This is a genomic window from Mycobacterium sp. IDUB_9 (genome assembly GCF_055419505.1).
In genome coordinates this window covers 899,060-923,204 of the sequence record NZ_JBVAXU010000001.1, presented here as the reverse complement: position 1 = coordinate 923,204, position 24,145 = coordinate 899,060, and the positions used below count along the sequence as shown (strand labels likewise).

Sequence of the window (24,145 nt, the reverse complement as noted above, 5' to 3'; positions counted from 1 at the left end):
CCAACGCACTCAGCAACGCTGGCGGCGGCCCGCCAGCAAAGAGATCGGGGGACAGATCTCTTGACGACATGGCAAACTTCTGCCACGTCGCCTTTGGGTGCTTGTCCCTGGTTATTGGTAATCGAAACAGGGGAGCAGGCAAATGCAACCGATGATGCACAACCCGGGCGCCGAAGGTGTTGCGGCACAGGTGATCGCAAACGCGGCCCGCGGTCTGGCCGGCGGCACCACCGCTACTGCGGCCGTCACCGCGCTGGTTCCGGCCGGCGCTGACGAGGTCTCAGTAATGGCTGCGATGGCCTTCGCCAGCGAGGGCGTCGAAGCTCTTGCGGCGAATTCGTTCGCGCAGGAGGAACTCACCCGGGCCGGCGCTGCCATCCAGGAGGCCGCGGGTATCTACAACGCGGTCGACGCAGCTCAGGCCACCACGCTCTAGCCGCCTGCCGGCAAATCGTCAGAGATAGGGTCGTCCAGCAATGGTCATGGCACCACCGGTTCCACCGACCTGGTTTGCAATGCCGCCAGAGGTCAACACCGCGCGCTTGATGTTGGGTGCCGGCCCGGCGCCGATGCTCCAGGCGACCGCGGGGTGGGAAGGTCTGGCCATCCTGCTGGAGACCCAAGCCGACGAGCTGGCTGCGGCGCTGAGCACCCTGACCTCGGTGTGGAGCGGCGCGGCAAGTGAACGCGCCGTTTCCGCAACGATGCCGATGATCATGTGGCTGCGGACCATGGTGCTGCAGGCGCAGAAGCGGGCGTTGCAGGCAAGCGCCCAGGCGAGCTCGTACACCCTGGCTCTGACGACCACTCCGCCCATTCCGGAGATCGAGCAGAACCACGTCACGAACGCAGTCCTGAACGCCACCAACTTCCTCGGTATCAACACGATGCCGATCGGGTTGAACGAGATGGACTACTTCGTCCGGATGTGGAACCAGGCTGCCGGTGCGATGGAGGCGTATCACGCCGAAACCACCGCCAACCTGCTGTTCGAGCCGTTCGTGCCGATGCAGCCGATCGTGATGCCAGGGATCGGTGAGACGACCGCTGCAGCGGCGATCGCGTCGACGGCGCCGCGAACGGCCATCGGCGTCGCCCGCAACGCGACGATGGAAGCGATCAGCGCCATATCCACGTTGTCGTCGATGAAATTGGCTGTCGGCAATGCCGCTGCGCAGGCCAACCATGCCGAGCAGCGGGCGGTCGGTGCGGCGGGCAAGGGGGAGAACGCCGGGCAGCAGGAGAAGGACCCGACGGAGAAGAACCCCATGCAGCAGGGCATGCAGATGGCCATGCAGATGGGGCAGCAGGCGGGGCAGATCGCGGGACAGATCCCGCAGATGCTCCAGAGCCCGATGCAGGCGATGACGCAGCCTTTGCAACAGGTGACCCAGATGGTCAGCCAGTTCTCCAGCATGGGGGGCAGTGACAAGGGCATGCAGATGGGGCTGATGGGGGCGTCGCCCTTCTCGAACCATCCGCTGGCCGGGGGGACGGGCCCGAGTTCGGGTTCGGGTCTGGTGCGCGCTGCATCGCTGCCGGGCGCACTCGGATCTCCGCCGCGTACGGCGCTGTTGTCCAGCATGTTGGGGATCAGCGGGGAGGCCAAGCCTGGCGCGTTCGCTTCCGCGGCCGGCGCCGCGGGTCCGGTGGCGCCGGTGGGTAGTGGCGCCGGCGGAGGTGGCGGTGCACCGGTGCACGCCGCCAAGAACAAGGAAGAGCAGAGCGCTGCCACCAAGGACGGATTGGTGGCACCGACAGCGCTCACATACGACCAGACAGATGACGGGGACGACGACTGGTAAGTCGTCCACCACACAGACTTTCCGGCCACCCGGCCGGAGGACTCGCCAATTTTCTCTGGTGAGGACAAAGGAAAAATAAGGGGAATCCAAAATGGCACAGATGAATACAGATGCCGCCGTCCTCGCCAAGGAGGCTGCTAATTTCGAGCGCATCTCGGGTGAGCTCAAGAGCGTGATCGCTCAGGTCGAGTCGACCGGTGGCACCTTGGCTGCCCAGATGCAGGGCCAGGCCGGTACGGCTGCTCAGCAGGCGCTGATCCGTTTCCATGAGGCTGCTGACAAGCAGATCCAGGAGCTGAACGAGATCTCGACCAACATCCACACCTCGGGTACCCAGTACTCCAGCACCGACGACGATCAGGCCGGCAACCTGGCCTCGTCGATGCAGATCTGACCTACAGACCACTAGTAAAGGAGACAAGACATGACCGAACAGGTTTGGAACTTCGCAGGCATCGAAGGCGGAGCAAGCGAGATCCAGGGCGCCGTCGGCACCACCGCCGGCCTGCTGGACGAGGGCAAGGGTTCGCTGGCCTCGCTCGCCTCGGCGTGGGGCGGCTCGGGTTCGGAGGCCTACCAGGCCGTTCAGACCCGTTGGGACAGCACCTCCAACGAGCTGAACCAGGCGCTGCAGAACCTCGCGCAGACCATCAGCGAGGCGGGGCAGACCATGGCGCAGACCGAGGCCGGCGTCTCGGGGATGTTTGCCTAGTACTACGAGGCAACAAGCATGCTTTGGTGGGCGGGTGTTCGGACTATCTGATGATGGCCCGAACCCGCCCACCACTTGTGCTTGGGTGTAAAGATCTAACCATCTGTTTTTGACTATCTGAGGGGTCCCCATGTCGGCCGACTATGACCGGCTCTTTCACTCGTCGGAACCGGGTAAGCCGGTCGACGACGCCACGGCGATCGTGGACAGAGATGCCATCCTGAAGGCCGCCGCCGCAGCGGCGCCACCGCCGGTCCCGGTTGGGGAAACCAGTTCCACGGATGTGCCCGTGGCCCCCACGGCCTCCACCCAGACTCAGGCCGCCGCGCAGCCGCGGCACGCGGAGACCGCGCAGCAGATGCCTGCGCCCATGCCGCCGCCGCCGGCGAGTGCGCCGCAGTGGCCGCAGAATTCCATGTTGCGGGCCCCGCAGCAGCAGCAGTTCGGCCAGGGCGCACGGCACGAGCAGGCGCGCGCCATGCCCGGTCCGGCCCCGCGCGTCGCGCCCGGCCCGGCGCCGTCGCAGTTCGCCGACCTCGATCCCGAGGTCAGTGGCCAGTGGCGAGCGGGGCAGGCCATCCCGACGCCGGCCGCGCCCGGCCCCACGTCGGCCGCCACGATGGGCAACCACCGCGCGATCGACGCGTTGTCGCACGTCGGTGTCAAGACCGGAGTGAAGATGCCGTCCCAGCGCGGATGGCGGCACTGGCTGTATCTCACGACGCGGATCAACCTCGGTCTGTCGCCCGATGAGGTCTACGAACTTGAACTGCACAGCCGGATTCGGCGTAATGCGCGCGACTCCTACCAGATCGGCGTGTTCGGTCTGAAGGGCGGCGTCGGCAAGACCGCGGTCACGGTCGCGCTCGGATCGGCCATGGCCAAGGTCCGCGGCGACCGCATCCTGGCGATCGACGCCGATCCGGACGGCGGCAACCTGGCCGACCGGGCCGGGCGTCAGTCTGCGGCGACGATCTCGGATCTGCTCGCCGACCAGGAACTGTCTCGCTACAACGACATTCGTGCCTACACGAGCATGAACGGGGCGAACCTCGAGGTGCTGTCGTCCGAGGACTACAGCGGTGCGCAGCGCGAGTTCAACGACGATGACTGGAAGGGCGCCACCGCCGTGGTGTCGCGCTACTACAACCTCGTCCTCGCCGACTGTGGTGCGGGCCTGTTCCAGAAGGCCTCCCGTGGCGTGCTGTCCACAGTGTCGGGCATGGTCATCGTGGCCAGCGCCTCGATCGACGGGGCCCGGCAGGCCGCCATCACGATGGACTGGTTGCGCCAGAACGGATATCAGGATCTGCTCGGCCGGTCCTGCGTCGTCATCAACCACGTCACGCCGGGTAAGCCGAACGTTGACGTCGAGGATCTGGTGCAGCAGTTCGAACGGCACGTCCCCCCGGGTCGGGTCGTCGTGCTGCCGTGGGACAAGCACGTCGCCGCGGGCACCGAGATTCAGCTCGAGCTGCTCAGTGACACGTTCCAGCGCCGCATCACCGAACTGGCCGCTGCGCTGTCCGACGATTTCGACAGGCTTGAACGGCGTTGACCGCGACCACAGCTGCCGCTGACACATCGAACGCGACACCCGGCAGGCCGTCCACCACCAGGGTCACCATCCTCACCGGTAAGCGGATGACGGACCTGGTGTTGCCGGCCACGGCGCCGATCGAGACCTACATCGACGAAACCGTCAGTGTCCTGGGCGAATTGCTCGAGGACACTCCGAAGGACACCCTCGCTGGTTTCGACTTCTCCGAGCAGGGCATGTGGGCGTTCGCCCGTCCGGGTGCGCCGCCGCTGAAGGCCGACGAATCCCTGGACGATGCCGGGGTGGTCGACGGCTCGTTGCTGACCTTGGTTTCGGTCAGCCGTACCGAGCGGTACCGCCCGCTGGTTGAGGACGTGATCGACGCGATCGCGGTGCTCGACGAATCGCCGATCTTCGACCGCACGGCACTGAATCGCTTTGTCGGCATTGCCATTCCGGTGGTAGCCACAGTCATCACCGCCATGTCGCTGGTGTCCTGGAGCGGGGCAGGCCAGGGCTGGTGGTGGGCGCTCGCGCTGGGGTTGTTCGGCCTGGGCTTGCTCGGCGGCAGCTTCGCCGCGCAGAACCGTTACCAGAACTTGGATTTGGCCGAGAGCCTGCTGTTGGCCGCGACAATCGTGCTCGGCGGTGCCGCGGCGCTGGCCGTGCCATTGCCCTATGACGCCGATTCTCTTGGTGCGCCACAGCTCGCGGGTGCGGGCGCGGTGGTGCTGCTGTTGACGTTGGCGACCCGTGGCGGGCCGCGTCGTCGGGCCGATGTGGCCTCGTTCCTGGCGGTGCTGGCGATCGCCATCACCGGCGCGGCGATCGCCGTCGGTTACGGCGGAGCCGCGTGGGTGCCGGCCGGCGCCATCGCGTTCGGGTTGATCGTGGTCACCAACGCCGCCAAACTCACTGTCGCCGTGGCCCGTATCGCCCTGCCGCCGATCCCGGCGCCCGGTGAGACGGTGTCCAACGACGAGCTGCTCGATCCGGTCATCACCCCCGACGAGGTCGACGAGGCTTCGCCCACGTGGAAGGCGATCATCGCCTCGGTGCCGGAATCGGCTGCACGGCTGCAGGAACGCAGCCTGCTCACCCGCCAGCTGTTGATCGGCTTCCTCTCGGCCGGTGCGCTCGTGCTGTCGGTCGGCGCAATTGCCGTTGTGGTGCAAGGACATTTCTTCATCCACAGCATGATCGTGGCCGCCCTGGTGGCTGTGATCTGCGGCTTCCGCTCGCGGCTCTATGCCGAGCGGTGGTGCTCCTGGGCGCTGCTCGCGGCGGCGATTGCCGTGCCCACCGGTGTGATGGTGCGCTTGTGCCTGTGGAATCCCGGTAGCGCCTGGCTGGTGCTGGCGATCTACACGGCGCTCGGGTTGGTTGCGGTGATCGCTGTCGGAGCCACCGATGGTGTGCGCCGTGTGTCCCCGGTGACCAAGCGGATCCTGGAACTCGGCGACGGTGCCGCCATCGCCGCGGTGATTCCGTTGCTGCTGTGGATCGCCGGCGTCTACGACCTGCTCCGGAACCTGCGGTTGCACTGAGGTTTACGGGGTAGGGGCCGTTTCTTGCGGCGACTAGGGCGTTCGCTCAGCAGCAGCTCGGTTGCCGGCCGCCGGCACAAGCCCGCTCAGTTTGCGGCGCAGACCTTTAAGGCATCGGACGGGCGGGCGTTCCTGCCCACGTAACTCAAGAAACCCCACGAGAGCCCGTTGGATCGCGCCGAGACCCTGCTGGACGAAGAGCGGTGAGCGGTGGCGCCCACTGCGCCGGTCGAGTTGATCGGTGTCTGTGATGCGGTCTGCCTCATGCCAACGCAGCTGACATGGTTTGATGCGAGCTCGGTGACGTCACAGGTGATCTCGGTGCTGGTGCCCTCTCAAAGAATTTCCGCGCCTGCCATGTGCGATCGCGGGTTAGGCTGCTGCCCAAGAGGTTCCGCGACGATGTGGAATCGGCGAACAACGCCGGGGGAGCGCATCAGAATGACAATGACTTCAAATGTCCGCACATGCGCCGCTGCTGCAATGGTTGTTGCAGCCGGCCTACTCGGGGCATGTTCGGCTCACGTCGAAGCTGGCACCAGCCCGGGGATCAGCAAAGAGCAGTTGGGAAAGACCGTCAAGGAGAAGCTGGAAGCCCAGGTGGGGGAGAAGGCGGATTCGGTGGTGTGCGACGGCACTTTGCCGGCGAAAGTTGAAGCGACGCAGAAATGCGTACTGACTGCCGGTGGAACGAAGTATGGGGTGACGGTCACCGCCACCTCGGTTGACGGGGACAACGTCAAGTTCGATGTGAAGGTTGCCGACAAGCCGATGGGGTAGGCGGGTGGCGCGCTGAGCGGCGATCGCGAACCGCGGTCGGTGTCGGATCCGCAGCTGTGGCGTCGGCTGATGGTTTGAACACCGATGCGGCGCGGACTTCCGGTCGCCGGGCGAACATCGCGACCTCTGGTCGCAGAAGCGGGCGCCGCAGATTTGCGTATTCGGGGTACTTGCACCTCAGGTAGTCTTTTGCTGAGCTATTTGGTGGAGGGGACCACATTATGGGCGTGTCTGGGCTGGTGAGCCGGGGTTCGCGCGCTGCGGGGGAGTTTGGCGAGTTGATTGACCGAGTGTCGTCACCTGGACACCGCAGTATCGCAGCGGAGTTTCGCTCGATGTCGGCGCGTGACGTGCACGCCGCCCGGGGCGTCGCCCCCGCGGCCCAGGCTTCGTTGTTGTCGGTGACAGCAATAGCTGGTCGTGATGTGAATGCTGGCGAGCTGTCCAGTGTGGATGCGGTTGGCGTATCGGGCGATTGGGGATGCCGATGAGTGGACTGAAGGTCAATCCGGGTGAGGTGCGGACTCACGGCGCATCGATGGAGTCCAGTGCCGGCGCCATTCCCGCGCCACCGGAGCGATTTACGGCACAAGGCACGGATCCGATGTCGGAAGCATTGGCCACCCGAACCCAGAAGGTTGAGGCGCCGTTCATCGATGGTGTCGGCCAGACCAAGACTGACGCACAAGCCACGGCGAAGAATATTCAAGCGGCTGCGGATAAGTATGAGCAGTCCGATCAGCAGATCGCCGGGCAGGTGCAGGCGACGGGGCTGGGCAGCGGTACGGGCGCGGGCAGCGGATCCGGTGCCGGTGGTGGCGCGGAGGGATTGCAGCAGTTGCAGCAGATGATGCAGATGCCGATGCAGATGGCTCAGATGGCAGCCCAGGTTCCGATGCAGATGGCTCAGATGGCCGGCCAGATACCGCAGGCGGTCATGCAGGGTGTGCAGCAGATCGGCCAGATGACCGGCGGAATGGGCCAGGGCGCTGACTCCGCGGCGGGCAAACCCGGTGGCGGACCTGCGGGGGCCGGACAGCCTGACGCCGACAAACCCGACGAGCGTGACGAGCGCGAGAAACTCGAGGACGAACGGGAAAAACGCCGCGAGGAGCAAGACCGAGAAGCTCAGGCGTCCCAGGGCGCTTCGGCGGAGTCCGCGCCGGCAGATCGAGCCCCAGTCTCTTCGCCGCCCGCGGCGCAACCCGCCCCTGCACCTAGTACGTCGGCACCGGACGCTGCGTCACCGCCAGTCGCGGCCGGACCGCGACGAGCGCCCTCTGATCCTGCGATTGTGTTGTGACCGTATCCGTGACTGAGTCGAAGGTGTGCCAATGAGTTTGCCTCCCCCGCCGGGTTCGTTTGGGCAGCAACCGCCGATGGGTGGTGGCGGTCAGCCTGGCGGTGGTGCGCCGCAACCGTGGCAGCAGCAGTCCGGTGGCCCGGTCGGCCCGCCGCCTGGTGGTCCGCCGCCGTGGGGTCCGCAGCAACAGTGGGCTGGCGGTCCACCGCCGCCGAGCGGTGGCGGTGGCGGAAAAGCCAAGTGGATTCTCGGTGGACTGGCTGTGGTGTTGGCGATCGCACTGGCCGTGGTCGTCACCGTGCTCGTCGTCAAACCTGACAGTGGTGGGAATGGTCCATCGAATGCCGGGGCGAATGGCTCCACATCCGAATTCGCCAGCGCTGACGACACCGGGCCCGTCAACATCATCACGGAAGACCCGACTTGTGAGGCGTGGGGCGGTATCGCGCGCGCACTCGCCAGCACAGAAGAGTCGGTGAAATGGGCAGACCGTGACTATCAGATCCCACTCACCGCGTGGACGCCTGAGCAACGCACTATGTATGAGACCGTTGCGAAGGGTATGACCAGTGCCGCAGATAAGACAGCAAATCTTGTCAAGAAAACTCCCCATCGGATAATGCGAGCGCTCTATGGACAATTTGTAGTCTACGCAAACACATTTGCTGAACGCGTGCCTTCATATGTCGCAGAAGACGATAATATTGCAGCAGTGGCAGATGGAATATCCTCGGCTCTAGGCGGCATATGTTCCGCCATCATCTACCATTCTGCCGCCGCCGTTGCTCCGTTGCTATCAGTACCCGAAGCTCCGTCTGAAGTGCCCTCGGATCGCAATATTCCAGATATGTCTCAACGGTTCATTACCACAGCTGCTCCGGTATGTGCAGAGTGGGAAACGTCCGCCAAGAAATTCGCAAGCGAAGTGTCGGCGTGGCGTGCGATCGATCCCAACATTCCGTCCAAGGAATGGACACCTGAACAAAAATCGGTAATAGAAGCAGTCGGGCCTGTGATGTCCACCAGTGCTGACGAGCTTGAACGTTTGGGGCGCGCAAGCGGAAATGCGACGTTTGAAGACGCCGCTGTACTAGCTGCACAGTATCGCCGTGCGTTTGTCGCCGCCCTTCCAAATTACGCGCCAGCTGATAATTCTTTGTCCGCGACGTCGACATACCTGGTGAATAGTATTATGTGGGCTTGCAAGGCTGCATCATGATGGATAGCGAAAAGGACGATAGACCGTCCGGTGGCTATCGAGATAAAATGGTCGGCCCAGGGGCGTGGCCCGAGACAAACGCATCGGTATTCGCCGACCGCAGCGCAAAATTGGGCGCCGTCCATAAAGAGCTGACCGGTGCAAAAGAAGGATGGCAGTCTGGTCAGACGTATCTCAAGAGCGAAAATAACTGGGCAGGTGTATCGGCGACTGCCGCCAACGCCAAGGTCGACACTCACACTAAGGCTATGGAAGTGCACGAGCAGCAGCTCACTGCGGCCACCGGGTGGTGCGGGGAAGCTGTCGGCCTTATTGGCAGGGTTAAAGAAGCGATTGTTGGCACCGTAGATGCCGCGGTGAACGTTATTGACGAAACAGTTAAAGCGGCTAATGGAGAGAATGCGGACGGCCCGATCAGTAAGATCCAGGGTTACGCATACGAGTCCAACAAATCGATTGTTCAGTGGGGGGCCGACACCGCCTCGGGTAAGGAGGGCGTGTCCGCAGAGCCGCCGATAAAGGGCAAAGAAGATTTCGAGAAAGCTCGTGATAAGCCTGACGAAGGCAAGGTTAAGCCAGCCGAAGGAGACATACCTGCTTTCTTCGCCGCAAACCCCGTTGAGGGGGAACGGCCTGAGAGTTCGGTGGCTCCGCCAGTCCCTCAAGCTGTCCAGCCTGTAGCGAACGTTGTTAAGCCGCAGGAGGGTGCACGGCCGGCCGCTACCGGGAACACGCCGGTGGACCAAGTTGCCAATGAAATCGTTGGCACTGCGACCCCTGTTGAAGGCGAAAAACCGGGCAGTTCAGAATTCGCGCCGCCGCCAGTCGTTCAGCCCCAGGTCCCACAGGTGAGTAATAAACCGCCGGCATCGGCCGCGCCACCATCTCCCGCAACGTCCGGCGTAACGAGCGCGGCGTCGCCGCCAACGGGTGGTTCCCCGAACCTCTCAACTGGAGGCACCGGCGCTCCAAGCGCCCCCAGTCCGTTGAGCGGTGGCCTAGGCAGTGGTATGGACCAAGCCGCGAGCGCGTCGCAGGCAGCAGGCCAAGCACCAACCGGTGCGGCGCCGACAGATCCGTTGCAGGCCTTCTCGAAGGGGTTTGCGGATTCGGCGGGGACGCCGGTTCATGCTGCTTCGACTGGTGCGCCGCCGTTGGCGCCGGCCCCCGCGGTTCCGGCAAGCGATGCGATGGCACCAGCGAGTACCCATTCGGCGCCGACCTCACTGACTGGCGCACAGGCCCCTGCGGCGCCGGTACAAGGGCCACCGGCGGGCGGTTCGATGGGCATGGGTGGCGGAATGCCGTCGATGCCTCTCGGACCTCCGCCGACCGCGCCTCCGGCCGCGCCAGTGGCCCCGCCGCCCTCAGTCGTACCGCCCCCGGCACCGCCCGCGAACATCGCCGGCGGCGCTCAAGTCGCGCCCATTCCGGTGTCCGCAGCGCGCGCAGAGCGCGATGCTGCCCAGAACGCTGCGAAGCGGTCAGGTTCCGACCCGTTGGAGTTGGCACGCAGGGTTGCCGCCGCACTCAACGCGCCTGACATGCTCAACAAGGAGGATCCCTTCTTCCACTGGGTCACGGCAGTCACCCAGGATGGGCGGATTGTGGTGGCCAATAACTATGGATTGGCCTATATGCCGGCGCAGGTCCGTCTGCCCGAGTCTGTGGTGATGGCGAGCGCTGACGAATCGATCCCGCCGAATGAGCGCGCTGGTTGGGCGACCTATCCGGCTGTGGCGCTGCTGGGTTGGGTACAGCACCACGACACGAAGCTGCGGGCGTTGATTGGATTCGAAGGGCAGTTCAACAGCGATTCCGGTGTGCACCGAGAACTGTTGACCCCGCAGGACATCCCGGCCAGCGGCAAGATGGCTGGTCGAGACCGCCTGCAGGTGATCGCCCCGCAGATTGCTGCGCGGCTGGCTCAGATCGGGGACGGCGATCTGGTGAAGGTGCTGCCCCCTGCACCGGTGGAAGCGGCTCCGCCTGATGAGCTTCAGAGGCTGCAGTTGTGGGAGGACGTGTGGGCCCCGGTAATCAGCAGATCCGCCAACCGGGGCGAGGCGCATCTGAAGGGATTCTCCGCCTACGCCGTGCATGCACAGGAGCAGGCCCTCTACGACGCGCATACCTCAGTGTCGGCAGACGACCAACGCCGAGCCGTCGCGGAGTTTATTTATTGGCAGCACGTAGGCCAGTTGGCCGCAGATGCCGTTGGTGCGTAGGAAAGTGACGGCGATGAGAGTAGTTAGACGAATGCCCCCTATGGATGGGACCAGTCTAAAAAGATCTCGCCGGTCACTGGTTCAGTGCGCGCATTTGAACCGCTTTCCCCGTTATTTGCCGAGATTCGAAGCTCAATTGGGTGAAGCCAGGTACTCGCACAGTGGATACGGTATTGACATGGGCATTTCCGGCCGCACGGCTGAGTTGCAGGTGCAGAGAGGATTGATTTGCAGTGGGTAATTTCAAGGTCATCGCGGAGTCACTGACTGCGGCCGCTGAACAAATGTCGGAACCCCGCTACGACGGGCCGGATAAACAACATCCTAGTGATCCGTACGGACTAGACGTTCCGGATGCCGCCCTGCCGGAGACCAAGGAAGCCGTCAACCAGCTCAAGAATAGTACTGGGATACTGATGACGGCACTTAAGGCAGGAGACGCGGAGACGAAACGTCTCATCCTTTCCCTCAGATCAGCGGCCGCTGCCTACACCGAAATGGACGAGCGGAGCGCCAAAGTACTGGGGACTCAGGGCACCGACTCCAGCAAGGCGCCACCGATTGAACCAGTAACCCCTAAACCAATCGACGATATCGATGTACCGAAAATTGAGTATGGGGGCTACCCTTCCTCGCCGGACGATCAATGGGCTAAGTGGACAACCGCGGCACGTGCGATTAATGAACACGGTGATCCGGAAGCGATGCAGCGGGTGGAAGCATTCCAGAGTAGTTGGGCACAGTATCAAACCAGCTTAAATAACTGGGTTGAGGCCAACATCCCGCTAGAGGTGGGTAATTGGGAGGGGGACGCTGGCGTAGCCTGTAAGAATGCTTTGCTGCGCCTCCGTTCGTGGTGGAACGATATGGGGAACGAGTGCAAAAACCTGTCCATAGAGGCAGGGAAACTTCTCTCGGCGCACAAGCAACTTGCCAGCGTTCACCCCAACATGCACGACGTGGAAGTGGACGGAAATGGGTGGCTGAACCCAATCGATTGGTCCAACTTTCAGTACCAGTCGGAGTATGACCGCAATAACTACGAAAACAACATCAACCTCACACAAATACGACCAGGCGGGCCGCCGCAGATTAGTGGTCTGCCAAAGATAAAGTCCAACGATGTCGGAACGCGCCCCGGCACCCAGGTGCCGGAGATCCCCGGGACCGGCCCAGGGGATTTGTCAGGCCCGGGCGGTCCAACTGACACGGGCGGGACACCCCAGGTGCCCGAAATACCGTCCGTGTCGCCTGCCAGCCTCGATCCCTCGGCAGGTGAGAAACCCGAATCAGGCTCTCCCAGCGGCAGTGGATCACCGTCGGGTGGGCAGGGGAGCGGCTCGCCGTCGGGCGGTGGGGCACCATCCGGCGGCATGCCGAGTGGTGGTCTACCCAAGGGAACCGAGGGCATGCCTGAGATGCCGGGTCTCGAGGAGCCGAGCCTAAAGCCGGCCAGCGCCGGCGGGGGTGGCGGTGGCATGGGCGGCGGTATGCCCGCCGGGCCGCTTGGGCCTGCCGTCGGAGCAGACTCTGTGGCGGCGTCTCCGTCCGGTGCCCGAGGCGCAGGCGGCGGAGTCCCCGGTGCGCCCGGCGGCACTGGCGCCGGCGGTATGGGCGGCGGTATGGGGGGCATGGGCGGCGGCCATGGGCAAGGCCAGGGCAAGGAGAAGCGCCGCAACCCGAACCTTTCGGAGGACGAGGACCTCTACAAGGAAGACCGTGCATACACCGAGGCGGTTATCGGCCGGCGTGCACGCCCGGATGCGAAGGACACCAAGAAGTAGCCGCAGGGCAGGGCGCTAGGTTTTCGCCTTGGGCGGTCGAAGATCTCGGCTTAGTCGGGGGTTCGGGGAGTGACTCGCGAGCCCCCGCCGCTGCATGCGTGGGTGAGGCGGTTCTTTCGTTTTCTTTGCAGAGCGGGCGTGTCGCTGCGGGAGATAGGTGTCGAGGCCTCCCGAAGATGGACGTCCTGCAACTTCGGGGGCGAAATGTATGCACCAACGGGTGTGCGTGGCGCACGTGGACGGTGGCCGCGTCCCAACGAGCAATGAGCTTCGGATCCGGCGCCGTTCACGCGCGCGATCAATGAGTCATGTTGACCGCTAGGTGATTTGGTGTTGATCGCTAAGTGTCGCCCTGGTGTTCTTGGCTGCGATGACAGGGCGTAATCGTCCTGGAGACATCGGAGCGCTAGCGGCGAGGCGGCTTGCCATCCGTCGTGGGTGGGCTCGATGGTGAACGCTGCCCGAGTTGGCGACTTTCCCACTGCGATGGCGTGGCGTTTGATGTCCTTGGTGAGCCGTTCGATCGGATTGTCCGACTAGTTCCTCTGCCACGGGCCGGCGAGAATGCGGCGAACGCAGGGAAGCTGACTGCTGCGGGCGTTTGACCGCCACCGCGGTGTGCAGGTCGCGTATGAAATCCACCCAAAACCCGCCGCGAGCGTTGGTGAATCCGTGGGTCACAGCACCTTTGAGCCCGGCTAGGAAGTCCGACATGGCCAGACACACCTCGGACAGGCCACGCTCTTTCAACATGCCAAAACTTGCGCAGAACCCACGAGACTTGCCGTCGCTGATGGCGGTACCTAGCACTCCGCGGGACTCGCCGATGGATACCCAGTGGGCGCCGGTACCTGAGGCACGGCGTGCACCGATGTGCCGCTTGCACCGGGTGTACGGAAGTCCGGTGGGGCCAGGCAGTGGGTTTCGATCAGCCGCTCTCGTTCGAAACCTAGGTGAAGGCAACGGTCAACGTGGGTGCATTTGTCCGTTGAGGTTTCCCTCTTCGCTATGGTCGGTGCGCCGGTAATCGGCAGCACCTATGTCGAGTGCCTCGGCGAGTTCGTTGGAGACCTTGTTCATTGCCTGCGTGGCGGCCGTCCGCGAGTCCTGCGCTTCATAGAGCGCCGTAGTGGCGACGGAACATGCCAGGCCGTGGGTCACGAAGACTGACATGGTCGCTCCGTCGGTGACCGCGGCAGCGGCACTGAAGTCGCCGGCGGCGTCACGTTGCGTCCCGCCGCGCCCATTCAGGTCTTCTGCGAGAACGTTCAGATCGTCGGGCACGCCGATCTCCCTTCGTTGTACTCAGAGGAATGCCAAAAAACGTTGTTGCTTATCACGCTAACGGCAGGCTCCAGGCCAGTCTCCGGCTTGGGCAGCAACCTCGTCGTAGGTGGCGCCGGCGCGTCGAATTAACGTGGCATTGCGGGCGGAGTTATCGATGAGGTCGAGATACCTCCACTCGGCGGGGGGCAACGTACCGGCGACCGCTGCGGTTTGGAACACCAGCGAGGCGGCTTGGCCCCAACCGGGAACCGCGTTCAGCGCGATGGCTGGGATGATAGACAGACCAAGAACTGTCTGGCAGCGGTCCAGCATCTTGCGGGTGACGTCATTCTGCTCGGCTTCGCTCTTGATGGCGTTCTTGATCGCCTCGTCGGCTTCCTTCAGTCGATCGACTCGCGAACTATGTTCACGGTTGCGAGCGTCATACGCGTCGGCGGCATCGCCATCCCAGCTTGCTGGGCGGGCCGCTGATTCGAGCTTGTTCTTAGCTTCCCCGAACTTCGTGGCGCCTTGGTCGAACTGACCACCTGTGTTCGGGTCGCCGAATCCGCACGTATTGGACATCGCCATCATGGCGAACAGACCTGCCTGGATGATCGGAGTGGCCATTGCCTCAGCAGCGCGGGCGTTGCCCAGTGCCTTTGCAATGCCTTCGCCCGCGGGCTGAAGAAAGCCGACCGCGTCATTGCCGTATCCCGCCATGCCCCAGCCGACGTGCCGGTCGTCTTTCTGGAGACCCTCACTGCGGTCATACATACCGTAACCCCAGTTGCCCCAGGAGTATGCGTCAACAAATCCCACGTTTCGCGCTCTCTCTCAATGTCGTTGGTTAAGAGCATAAGGAATGACTGGGCGCCTACCGCACACTAAATTTCCTCGCGCAGCAGCATTTGCTCCTGGTGGAGGCACAGCTAGAGCGTTGTGGAGTTGGGGTTCAGTTGGACCTGGCGTAGCCGCTCAAGTGCACGGTCATCGGTGAGCTCCGAGCGACACTCGGCGTTGAGCCAGTAGAACCGCAGGAACTTCAGGAGCGCCGCTCCGTTGGGGGAGTACAGCGACGACTCTTTGATCATCTTGAAATCGCCGTCGCTCATCACCATCACCAGCGGACTCTTGGCCGGCACACTGTCGGGTGCTCTATCTACGATGTCGACCACCTGTGACCACTCACCGCTGCTTGTCGAGAATGCCTCGACGAACGTGAAGCCGTCAGCTGTCAGTCGGATGAAACCGATGCCCCCGCGCTTAACCGTCAGCATTAGGGCAGCGGCGAACACCAACGCTGGCCCGATAAAGGCCATGGCGAACATAGGGCCAATATCGGGAGGCAGGGGTATGAAAAGTTTGTTCATCGCCCCGAGCACACCGGCGGAGCCGAGGGCGAGCACTCCGGCAATGACACCGATGAACAGCAGGATGTCGACGCGCTTGTCAACACGGAGCGTGGTCCCCTGGGCATCGCAGGTGCCCCGTGCGATGGCGGTAGGCATAATCTGCCAGACGCGTGCAGGTGCGAGCCAGAATATGGTGGCCCCAACGGCTATCAACGCGGTCAGGTAATCACCCTGGTACAGGGCAAATCCTGCCCAGCCTGCGCACGCCACGGCGCAGATGCCCAGGATCGCCATCGAAAATATTCTCAGTCCACCCACGTAAGCTCCGTTTCAACTCATTGAATCAACGCCCGGGCGTGAACTCCGGCACAGAGCGAGCCCGGATAACGCGACCGACAGCGATTGGCGCACAAGGAGCTTCGCGACCTGCGGTGGCCGACGGTGTTAAGCCGACACCGGATCGCGGAACACCTCAGCCCCGTGGCATACCGTCCTCCGTCAACTCCGCAACCATGGCATCGAGCCGTTCCCGGTCGGCCTCGATCGAGGTGGTTGCTGCGGCCGTAGCCTTTTGAATTGCTTCGTTGAGCCGTTGTTCGACGGCCTGGGCACCCAGACGCAACAAGCCGTCTTTGATGTAGACGTCGATCAGATGATGGTGCCCGTTCAGCGTGACTTCGACGCTCCTGGCTTCGTCTGCCGCGGTGAATGTTTCGGTGTTCATCTTGTGCAGCTGATCGTCCATTAGGGACTGGAGCTGCTGGGCTTGGCGCAGGACCGCGGCGACCTGCGGGTGTATCTCGTCTGTCATTGTTCCTCCCGACCTTTCTGGGACCCCTCTCCCAGGAAGCTTGATGTCACTGCTCCAGCGCCATCTGATAGCGGCTCTCTTCACGCGGGTTGATCAACGTGATGGGCAGCTGACGGTGCCGGGGAGTGTCGATGAAGTTGGGCCGCATGATCACTCGGCCGACGCCTTGATGCGGGCCCAGATACGTCGTGGAGTGCGGCCACGCCACGCGCGGCACCCGCCCGACGCGGCCGTTGATCATCGTGGCGAACTCGCGGAACTGTGGCCCGAGGGTCACGACGGCGCCGGATGCAGCGGAGCGGATGACGAACTGGGTGAACAGGCGCGCGTCGCCGAGGTTGATGCTGACGTCGACGTTGTCGAACGGCATGTACACGGGGTAGCGGTCCGAGGTCTCGCCGACGAGCACCCCGGCCGAACCGATCGGCAGTTCATGATGCTTGTCGGTCACCGGGGTGAGGCCTTGAAGGGCCGCCCGCTGCCCGCCGTACAGGCAGGAAAACCCGCGCGGCGTCGTCGGATTGGACAACGTCGTCAACAGCACCGTTGTTGTCGGGGCAGCACCGGGGCGCACCCGCACACAGGTGGTGGTGTGGTCGGCGCGCGCTGACCACCAGACATCCGGGCCGCCGGGAGCGTTGTAGGCCGCGGTAAAGGTGCTGCGGCCCTTGATCACCGACCACGTCTCCTTCTCGAAGGAGATCTCGGTGGCCTTGTCGAAATCGTCGAAGCTGCGCGAGCACTGCGCGTCAACCCCGTTGCTGGCCAACTGGTCTGCGATACGGGTGGCCGAGGCCACCAGGTACCGGGCGAGCCCGGACACCCCGCTGTCGCGTCGCTGGGCCGAGCGTCGGGTCTCCTCCGGGTTGGCACGAACCACAATCCAGGTCCGCCGGTTGGCCGGCGCCGGGTACGGGCCCACCACCTGCTCGTAGAGGGCCACGAGGCTCGCGGGAGCGGTCTTGCCGACCCGATAGCCGGCCGAGACGATGTCGGCTTCCAGGTCAGGGCAGTACGCTGCCAGCAGCTTCTCGACCAGTTTGGTGCTGACGGTGTCGTCGGAGACGGCACCGCCGTTGACGATCACCGTTGGCGTGAAAGGCCTTGGTACCAGCTCGATCACCGCGACCAGGTAGTCGCCCTGCCACCGCACCGCGACGTGGTCGCCGGGCATCACGGTGGCGCCGACCGCAGGCTCCGACGGCGCATCGGGGGTACTGCGGTGGCGGCGCCGCCACGCGAAGATCGCTCGGACCCAGCCGGTGAGCCGGTATCCGCGGATGGTGAGCACCGAGAAGATTGCGATCAGCACCGACAGCGTGATCCCCAGCCACAGCAACCTGAAGTGCATACAAACCGCAATGCACGCCGGGATCAGCGTGGCCGCCCAGATGGCGTGGCCCGTGGTGAATCGGAAGCCGAAATGCCGCCGCAGGAAGCTCATTGGCGCCGCCGCAGTGCGCGTCGGGTCATCGCAGCGATCCCGAGGATCAGGGCCAGTGCGGCCCCAGCGACCACCACACCGGTGATCGGGCCACGGTCTGGCGGCGGGATGTACACCGGCGGCGGAACTTCCTTGACGCGGAAGGGCGCCTTGGCCGGTCCCTCCGGGACCTCCCAGGTCAGCGCGGCCACCGGATCGACCACGCCGGCACCGACATAGTTGTCGACGCCGCCGCCGGGATGGCGTGCGGTGGCCGTGATCCGGTTGATCACCTGGGCCGGGGTCAGCTCCGGGAAGCGCTGCTTGACCAGCGCCGCCAGACCGGAGACGAACGCGGCCGAGAATGACGTGCCGTTCAGCGGCACCGGGCCGTCCTCGCCGGGGGTGGCATTGATCGGCTGGCCGTCATAGCCGAGCGCAGTGAGGTTCTCGCCCGGAGCCGCCGCGCCCAACCACGGGCCCGACATCGAGAAGTTGCTCGGCTGACCGTTCTGGCTGACGCTGCCGACGGTGAGCACCAGCGGGTCGTACCAGGCCGGGCTGACGATCGTCTGCACGCCCTTCCAACCGCGGGCATCGGCCGGAAGCGACTGATCCGGCGGCGGGTTCTGGGTGCAGTCCTGGCCGGTGTTACCGGCGGCCACCACGATCACTGCGCCCTTGACGTTCACCGCGTAGTTGATGGCCGCGCCCAGGCTGGACTCGTCGATCCGGCGGGTCACCTTGTAGCAGGCGGCCTCACTGATGTTGATCACTTGCGCGCCCAGGTTGGCGGCATGCACCACCGAGCGGGCCAAACTGCGGATCGAGCCTGCGGTCTGGGTGCTGTTGGGGTCGTTGGGATCTTGGCGCGAACCCTTGGGCTGGAACGCGACCGACGTCTGACGCAGCGAAATCAGTCGCGCATCCGGGGCCACACCGACGAATCCGTCGGTCGGGGACGGCCGCCCGGCGATGATCGACGCGGTCAGGGTCCCGTGGGCATCACAGTCGGACATTCCGTTACCGCCGGCGTCGACGAAATCGCCGCCCGGCTCGGCCGGAACCCGGGGTGAACCGTTGACCCCGGTGTCGATCACCGCGACAGTTACGCCGGCGCCGGTTGCGAATTTCTGCGCTTCGGCCAGCTTCAGGTAGTCCGCCGCCCAAGGCTTGTCGGCGAAGTTCGAATTCGGCATGACCGTCGGCGTCGCGCATATCTTGCGCTGCTCAGTCGGCTGGTCGGGGCCGGTCTCATCAGGAGGAACGGCCGCGGCGTCGATCGCCGGCGGATCGATTGCGAACGCCGGCGGCGCACTGAAAAGGGCCAACAGAACTGCCAGCACCAACACGGCTAAGCGCTGCACGCCTCACACTCCCCCAATGACATCGGACACGTTTGCAGTGTGCTGATGCACTTTCAGCAAACAATATCCGGCCTGTTCAGAAACGCATCGTCTCACGTCAAGCCGTCCGGCTATTTGCACGCAGGCAATCATAAGGGTGCCCAGGTGAGGCTGATAACGCTTTGTGCCCGCAGTGAGTGTTGCACCCGGCAAGAAGGGGGTCTCAACGGGAGGCGTAGTGCCATCTAAAGCCGGAGGACGTATCGGGAAGACGGGACCATCGCTGATCAACCCATGGTTTTGACTGACCGACCGTCGACGGGCGGAATGCAATGGGATATCACTGACGCATGACGCCTCACGGATCGGACGACTGGGACGACGACACCGCCGACCCCGCCGACCCCGCCGACGACAACGGCCTCGACGGGTTCGACTTCGGCACCCCGGTACTCGACGATGCATCAGGACTCGACGCTCTGCACGAGTACGCTGCGCCCGAATTAGGCCCTGGCAGCGGTGACGGCGGCGACCTGGACGCGGTCTACGACTACTCCGGCCACGAGTCCGACGAAGACCCAGACGACGGCTTCGGCGCCATCGACGGCGAGGATCAGCCCGAAGACGAAGAGCAGATTCCGGTGGTCCAGATAGTCAACCCGCCGGGTACCGTCACTGTCACTGCCTTCCTCAACGGAGCGGTTGCCCAGGTGGACCTGGATCCGAAGGTGACCACGCTGACCGAGGCGCAGTTGGCCGACGAGATTCGGTTCGTGGCCGGGGTGGCCGCCAAACGTGCGACGGCGGTGCTGCATGTTGGCACGGTGAACATGTTCGTCGAGCAGGGCATGGACTTCCGTGAGGCTCGGGAGTTCGTGGGGACGAATGTCCCGTTTTCGACTCCGGAGCAGGCCGACGAGGCTGAACTTGCACTCATTGCCCGCCACTCCGAGCGGTAGCCCTACGCGTCCAAATCCTGCTCGACCAAGCCCGCGACCGTGGCCAACGCATCAGCGTCGTCCGAGTCCACGGTCACCTGAGCTCCATTGCCGGCTCCGAGCGTCATGATCATCAGGGCCGAGCCGGCGTCGACGGGTTCGCCGCCATCCATGGACAGGGTGACCGGAACTCCGGCGTTGACAACAGCTTCGGCGATGATCGCGGCCGGGCGAGCGTGGAGGCCGATGGCGGAACCGACGGTGACAGTCTTGCTGGGCATGGTTTCTCCTCAGGGTTGTGACTTAGGTGGTGGCCAGCGCCGGTGTTTCCGGCGTGGTGACGGTGGGTTTGGCGAACTGTTTGGCCGCAACTACGGCCAGTGCGGCGACGACGGTACCGAGAGCCAGCGCGACCAAGAACCACAGCAGGTTACCGATCGCGAAGAACACGAAGATGCCGCCGTGCGGAGCCTTGAGCGTGACGTCGAAGGCCATGACCAGGCCGCCGGTGACGGCGCCGCCGAGCATCATCGACGGGATCACCCGCAGGGGATCGGCGGCGGCGAACGGTATGGCGCCTTCGGAGATGAAGGACGCTCCCAATAACCATGCCGCGCGGCCGTTTTCACGCTCTGGCTCGGTGAACAGTCGCGGCCGCAGCGTCGACGCCAGTGCCATCGCCAGGGGCGGCACCATGCCGGCGGCCATCACTGCGGCCATGATGCGGAGTGTGGCGGGGTCGGCGACGTTGAGGCCCGCGGTCGCAAATGCGTAGGCCGCCTTGTTGACCGGGCCGCCGAGGTCGAAGCACATCATCAGACCGAGAATGACACCGAGGATGACGACCGAGGTTCCGGTCATACCGCTGAGCCAGTTGGTCAGGCCGGTGGTCAGTGCGGCCAGCGGTCGGCCGAGCAACAGGAACATCAGCAGGCCGACAATCAGTGACGCGCCGAGCGGGATCACGACCACGGGCATGAGTCCCCGGAACCACTGCGGCACTTTGAAGGAGCTGATCCAATGCGCGGCAAACCCGGCGATCAAACCGCCGACGATGCCACCGATGAACCCGCCGCCAACGAACACCGCGACCGCACCTGCGGTGAAACCCGGTGCGATACCGGGCCGGTCGGCGATCGCGAAGGAGATGTAGCCGGCCAGGGCTGGTACCAGGAACATGAATGCCAGCCCGCCGAGCGTGAACAGCACTGCCCCGAGATACTGCGTCAGGCCACCGGGCGGTAGGTCGGCCAGCGTGTTGGTGACGGCGATGTGGTGGCCCAGTGAGTTCATCCCGTAGGACAGTGGTTCTGCGCCCTCAACGGGATTGCCGATGTCGTAGCCGGCGAACAGGAAGCCCAGCGCGATGAGCAGACCGCCCGCCGCGACGAACGGGATCATGTAGCTCACGCCGGTGAGCAGGATCTGCCGGATCCGTGTTCCCCAGCCCACGTCGCCCGATGCGGCCGGAGCGGCCTCGTCAACAGACCCGGCCACTCGAGGTGCCTTGGGATTGCTTGCCGCACTGACGGCTTCGGAGATCATTACTCCGGGTTCGTTGATGGCGCGCTTGACGCCGGAGGCGATGACGGGCTTGCCGGCGAAACGCTGCTTGTCCTTGACCCCGACGTCGGTGGCGAAGATGACCGCGTCCGCCGCGCCGATCGTCGCCGCGGACAGCGGTGTGCTTCCCGACGAGCCCTGGGTCTCGACGGCCAGTTCAACTCCGGCTTCCTCGGCGGCCTGTTTGAGTGCATCGGCCGCCATGTAGGTGTGGGCGATGCCGGTGGGGCAGGCGGTGACCGCAACGATCGACGCCGCCTTGACGGGCTCAGAAACCGCAGCAGGAGCAGCAGGAGCAGCAGAAACAGGCGCCGGGTTCACGACACCGTCGACGAGCGTCACCACCTCATCGACACTGCCGGCGTCCCGAAGCGACTCCACGAAGTCCTTGCGGACCAGCGCCCGGGCCAAACTGGACAGCAGCTTCATGTGCTCGGCGCCACCGGATTCCGGTGCGGCGATCAAGAACACCAGATCGGCTGGGCCGTCCGGGGCGCCGAAGTCGACTTTGGGGGACAGCCGGGCGAACCCGATCGTGGGGGTGTCGACGAATGGGGAGCGGCAGTGTGGAATCGCGATCCCGCCGGGGAGCCCGGTGGCGGACTGCGCTTCGCGGGCCATCGCGGCGCCCACCAGGCCCTTGGTATCGCTGGTGCGGCCTGCCGCGCCCAAAGCGCCGACCAGACGGGTGATGACGGCTTCCTTGTCGCCCCCTGCGTCGACGTCGAGCAGGACGAGATCGGGAGTGATGATCGGTTGAGTCATAGCGACACCTTCATGGGGTGGGTACGGACTGCGTCGAGGTCGAGTTGGGCCGGGCCGGGTAGGGCTGATCCGGGGAGCGCCGCGGCGGCACTGCCGTAGGCGACGGCCATCTGAAGTCGTTGCGGGGCTTCGGCGCCGGAGACGGCGGCACGAAGGTAACCGGCCAATGAGGCGTCGCCCGCGCCGACGGTGCTGCGCGGAACGATGGGTGGCGGCGTGGCCAGCCAGGCACCGGTGCCGTCGACCAGCACTGCCCCGGCAGCGCCGAGCGTCGCCAGCACTGCACCGACACCGCGTGCGACGAGACCACGAGCCGCCGCCACGACCAGAGACATATCACCTTGGGCGACAGCGTCTTCCAGATAGGAAGCCGACACCCCCGCCAAGTCCGCCAACTCCTCGGCGTTGGGTTTGATCAGGTCGGGCGCGGCGACCTCGAACGCGGCGGCCAGCGCTGCCAACGGTGCCTCAGAGGTGTCGACGGCCACTCGGCAACCGATCGGTGCCAGCAGCCTCACAACTTGCGCGTACCAGTCGTCCGGTATGCCGGGTGGCAGGGACCCGGACAACACCACCCAGGACGCGTCCTGAGCCTTGGCCCGCACGCAGCTGGTGAGTGCCGCCAGAACGTCGGCGTCCACGAGCGCACCGCGCTCATTGAGTTTGGTTGTGGTGCCGTCGGATTCGGTGATCGCCACGTTGGTGCGGACCGGCTCGGTGATCGGCACACTCACAAACGGCACACCCAGACCACGCAACGCCGCGAGTAGCGGGTCAGAGTCCGCGGCAGGCAGCACCGCCTCGGCGGCGACACCGGCCAAGGTCAGCGCACGGGCCACGTTGATGCCCTTGCCGCCCGGTTCGACGGTGACGGAATCGACGCGCTGCACCGCGCCGCGTGTCAACGGCGATCCCACGGTGACGGTGCGGTCCAGGCTGGGGTTCGGGGTGACGGTGATGATCATGCGATCACCACCTCGACGCCGTGGTCGGTGAGCATTGCCCTGTCGGTCGCGGAGACCTCGCTGTCAGTGATCAGGGTGTCGACACTGTCGATGGGGGCGAAGCTGACGAAGTCCTCTTGCCCGACCTTCGACGAGTCTGCGACCACCACCACGTAATTTGCGGCTCGCACCATGGCTCGCTTGACGGCGGCTTCCTCGGTGTCCGGGGTCGACAGACCGTGCCGCACGCTGATCGCGTTGGTGCCGATGAATGCGATGTCGACGCGCAGGGTTTCGAGCACGCGCAGCACCTGTTCGCCGACGGCGGCCTGGGTGAGGCCGCGGACCCGTCCGCCGAGCAATTGCAGGGTGGCGGTCGGCATGGGGGCGATGAGGCCGGCGATCGGCACGGAGTTGGTCACCACGGTGAGTTCTCGGTCCGCCGGCAACTGCGAGGCGACGCGGGCGGTGGTGGTACCGGCATCGAGTAGCACGCTGGCACCGCTGAGGGGGAAGAAGTCGACGGCGGCCGCGGCGATGGCGTCTTTCTGCGCGGCTCGGGTGGTGTCGCGTTCGCCGACGCCGGCTTCCACGAGGTGGAGCGTCCGGGCCGGTACGGCCCCACCGTGTACGCGGCGCACGACGCCCGCTTTATCGAGCACGGCCAGATCGCGGCGGACGGTCTCGGTGGTGACGTCGTAGGTTTGCGCCAGCTCGGCGACAGAGGCGCGGCCCCTGCTCATGACCAGCGTGGCGATGGCCTGCTGGCGCTCCTCGGCGTACATGAGCCTCCGTTTGTGTGGGTTAAAGCCCGAT

23 protein-coding genes are annotated in these 24,145 nt (G+C 64.7%); 12 read left to right on the top strand and 11 right to left on the bottom strand.

Translation table 11 applies throughout. The annotated features are described in order from the left end of the window. The first annotated feature begins 142 nt into the window (after positions 1 to 142). The 11 genes from ACZY08_RS04495 (at position 143) to ACZY08_RS04445 (ending at position 12,918) form a co-directional block, all read left to right on the top strand. Entirely contained in the window at positions 143 to 436 is a 294-nt protein-coding gene (locus tag ACZY08_RS04495) for a PE family protein (protein ID WP_463743374.1), read from the top strand. 40 nt (positions 437 to 476) lie between these two features. Then, positions 477 to 1,805 carry a PPE family protein gene (locus ACZY08_RS04490; protein WP_463743373.1) on the top strand — a complete coding sequence of 443 codons (1,329 nt, stop codon included), beginning with the start codon at positions 477 to 479 and terminating at the stop codon, positions 1,803 to 1,805. A 91-nt stretch (positions 1,806 to 1,896) separates the two neighbouring features. Next, positions 1,897 to 2,199 carry a WXG100 family type VII secretion target gene (locus tag ACZY08_RS04485; protein WP_463743372.1) on the top strand — a complete coding sequence of 101 codons (303 nt, stop codon included), beginning with the start codon at positions 1,897 to 1,899 and terminating at the stop codon, positions 2,197 to 2,199. Between the two features lie 30 nt (positions 2,200 to 2,229). Next, the gene (locus ACZY08_RS04480) at positions 2,230 to 2,517 is read left to right on the top strand and encodes a WXG100 family type VII secretion target (RefSeq protein WP_135451381.1); all 288 of its coding nucleotides are present in this window, start codon (positions 2,230 to 2,232) and stop codon (positions 2,515 to 2,517) included. Between the two features lie 130 nt (positions 2,518 to 2,647). Further along, positions 2,648 to 4,075: a MinD/ParA family ATP-binding protein gene (locus ACZY08_RS04475; RefSeq protein ID WP_463743371.1), complete on the top strand. Its 1,428-nt coding sequence runs from the start codon at positions 2,648 to 2,650 to the stop codon at positions 4,073 to 4,075. Continuing rightward, positions 4,072 to 5,604 carry a type VII secretion integral membrane protein EccD gene (eccD, locus tag ACZY08_RS04470; protein WP_463743370.1) on the top strand — a complete coding sequence of 511 codons (1,533 nt, stop codon included), beginning with the start codon at positions 4,072 to 4,074 and terminating at the stop codon, positions 5,602 to 5,604. The genes ACZY08_RS04475 and eccD overlap by 4 nt, the downstream gene beginning before the upstream one ends. 483 nt (positions 5,605 to 6,087) lie before the next feature. Continuing rightward, on the top strand, positions 6,088 to 6,384 hold the full coding sequence (locus ACZY08_RS04465) for a DUF4333 domain-containing protein (RefSeq protein WP_463743369.1): 297 nt from the start codon (positions 6,088 to 6,090) through the stop codon (positions 6,382 to 6,384). Between the two features lie 487 nt (positions 6,385 to 6,871). Continuing rightward, positions 6,872 to 7,687, top strand: a complete 816-nt coding sequence (locus tag ACZY08_RS04460; protein WP_463743368.1) for a hypothetical protein — start codon at positions 6,872 to 6,874, stop codon at positions 7,685 to 7,687. Positions 7,688 to 7,718: 31 nt separating this feature from the next. Next, positions 7,719 to 8,906, top strand: coding sequence for a hypothetical protein (locus tag ACZY08_RS04455; protein WP_463743367.1), 1,188 nt, complete (start codon positions 7,719 to 7,721; stop codon positions 8,904 to 8,906). After that, positions 8,903 to 11,134: a hypothetical protein gene (locus ACZY08_RS04450; RefSeq protein WP_463781771.1), complete on the top strand. Its 2,232-nt coding sequence runs from the start codon at positions 8,903 to 8,905 to the stop codon at positions 11,132 to 11,134. The genes ACZY08_RS04455 and ACZY08_RS04450 overlap by 4 nt, the downstream gene beginning before the upstream one ends. 233 nt (positions 11,135 to 11,367) lie before the next feature. After that, entirely contained in the window at positions 11,368 to 12,918 is a 1,551-nt protein-coding gene (locus tag ACZY08_RS04445) for a PPE domain-containing protein (RefSeq protein WP_463743365.1), read from the top strand. 318 nt (positions 12,919 to 13,236) lie between these two features. Here ACZY08_RS04445 and ACZY08_RS04440 read toward each other — a convergent pair whose 3' ends face one another. The 7 genes from ACZY08_RS04440 to mycP all read right to left on the bottom strand — a co-directional run bounded on the left by ACZY08_RS04440 (position 13,237) and on the right by mycP (position 19,140). Further along, positions 13,237 to 13,728 carry a transposase gene (locus ACZY08_RS04440; RefSeq protein ID WP_463743364.1) on the bottom strand — a complete coding sequence of 164 codons (492 nt, stop codon included), beginning with the start codon at positions 13,726 to 13,728 and terminating at the stop codon, positions 13,237 to 13,239. Positions 13,729 to 13,884: 156 nt separating this feature from the next. Further along, a complete protein-coding gene (locus ACZY08_RS04435) occupies positions 13,885 to 14,202 on the bottom strand; it encodes a type VII secretion target (protein ID WP_463743363.1) in 318 nt (105 codons plus the stop codon). A gap of 57 nt (positions 14,203 to 14,259) precedes the next feature. Beyond that, positions 14,260 to 14,961 (bottom strand): EspA/EspE family type VII secretion system effector, encoded by a 702-nt coding sequence (locus tag ACZY08_RS04430; RefSeq protein WP_463743362.1) that lies wholly within the window; start codon positions 14,959 to 14,961, stop codon positions 14,260 to 14,262. 155 nt (positions 14,962 to 15,116) lie between these two features. Next, positions 15,117 to 15,833: a hypothetical protein gene (locus tag ACZY08_RS04425; RefSeq protein WP_463743361.1), complete on the bottom strand. Its 717-nt coding sequence runs from the start codon at positions 15,831 to 15,833 to the stop codon at positions 15,117 to 15,119. A gap of 178 nt (positions 15,834 to 16,011) precedes the next feature. Then, positions 16,012 to 16,350 carry a YbaB/EbfC family nucleoid-associated protein gene (locus ACZY08_RS04420; protein ID WP_463743360.1) on the bottom strand — a complete coding sequence of 113 codons (339 nt, stop codon included), beginning with the start codon at positions 16,348 to 16,350 and terminating at the stop codon, positions 16,012 to 16,014. Positions 16,351 to 16,396: 46 nt separating this feature from the next. After that, positions 16,397 to 17,794 (bottom strand): type VII secretion protein EccE, encoded by a 1,398-nt coding sequence (eccE, locus tag ACZY08_RS04415; protein WP_463743359.1) that lies wholly within the window; start codon positions 17,792 to 17,794, stop codon positions 16,397 to 16,399. Further along, positions 17,791 to 19,140 (bottom strand): type VII secretion-associated serine protease mycosin, encoded by a 1,350-nt coding sequence (mycP, locus tag ACZY08_RS04410; protein WP_463743358.1) that lies wholly within the window; start codon positions 19,138 to 19,140, stop codon positions 17,791 to 17,793. The genes eccE and mycP overlap by 4 nt, the downstream gene beginning before the upstream one ends. A 329-nt stretch (positions 19,141 to 19,469) precedes the next feature. Here mycP and ACZY08_RS04405 point away from each other — a divergent pair, with 329 nt between their 5' ends. Then, on the top strand, positions 19,470 to 20,078 hold the full coding sequence (locus ACZY08_RS04405; RefSeq protein WP_463743357.1) for a hypothetical protein: 609 nt from the start codon (positions 19,470 to 19,472) through the stop codon (positions 20,076 to 20,078). Positions 20,079 to 20,080: 2 nt separating this feature from the next. Here ACZY08_RS04405 and ACZY08_RS04400 read toward each other — a convergent pair whose 3' ends face one another. Genes ACZY08_RS04400 through ACZY08_RS04385 form a run of 4 tightly spaced genes read right to left on the bottom strand, consistent with a single transcriptional unit; the run spans position 20,081 to position 24,114 of the window. Continuing rightward, positions 20,081 to 20,338, bottom strand: a complete 258-nt coding sequence (locus tag ACZY08_RS04400; RefSeq protein ID WP_064878625.1) for an HPr family phosphocarrier protein — start codon at positions 20,336 to 20,338, stop codon at positions 20,081 to 20,083. A 22-nt stretch (positions 20,339 to 20,360) separates the two neighbouring features. Beyond that, the gene (locus ACZY08_RS04395) at positions 20,361 to 22,385 is read right to left on the bottom strand and encodes a PTS fructose transporter subunit IIABC (RefSeq protein WP_463743356.1); all 2,025 of its coding nucleotides are present in this window, start codon (positions 22,383 to 22,385) and stop codon (positions 20,361 to 20,363) included. Continuing rightward, positions 22,382 to 23,350 carry a 1-phosphofructokinase family hexose kinase gene (locus ACZY08_RS04390; RefSeq protein WP_463743355.1) on the bottom strand — a complete coding sequence of 323 codons (969 nt, stop codon included), beginning with the start codon at positions 23,348 to 23,350 and terminating at the stop codon, positions 22,382 to 22,384. Before ACZY08_RS04390 ends, ACZY08_RS04395 begins: the two co-directional genes overlap by 4 nt. Next, positions 23,347 to 24,114, bottom strand: a complete 768-nt coding sequence (locus ACZY08_RS04385; RefSeq protein ID WP_463743354.1) for a DeoR/GlpR family DNA-binding transcription regulator — start codon at positions 24,112 to 24,114, stop codon at positions 23,347 to 23,349. Before ACZY08_RS04385 ends, ACZY08_RS04390 begins: the two co-directional genes overlap by 4 nt. Positions 24,115 to 24,145: the final 31 nt, after the last annotated feature.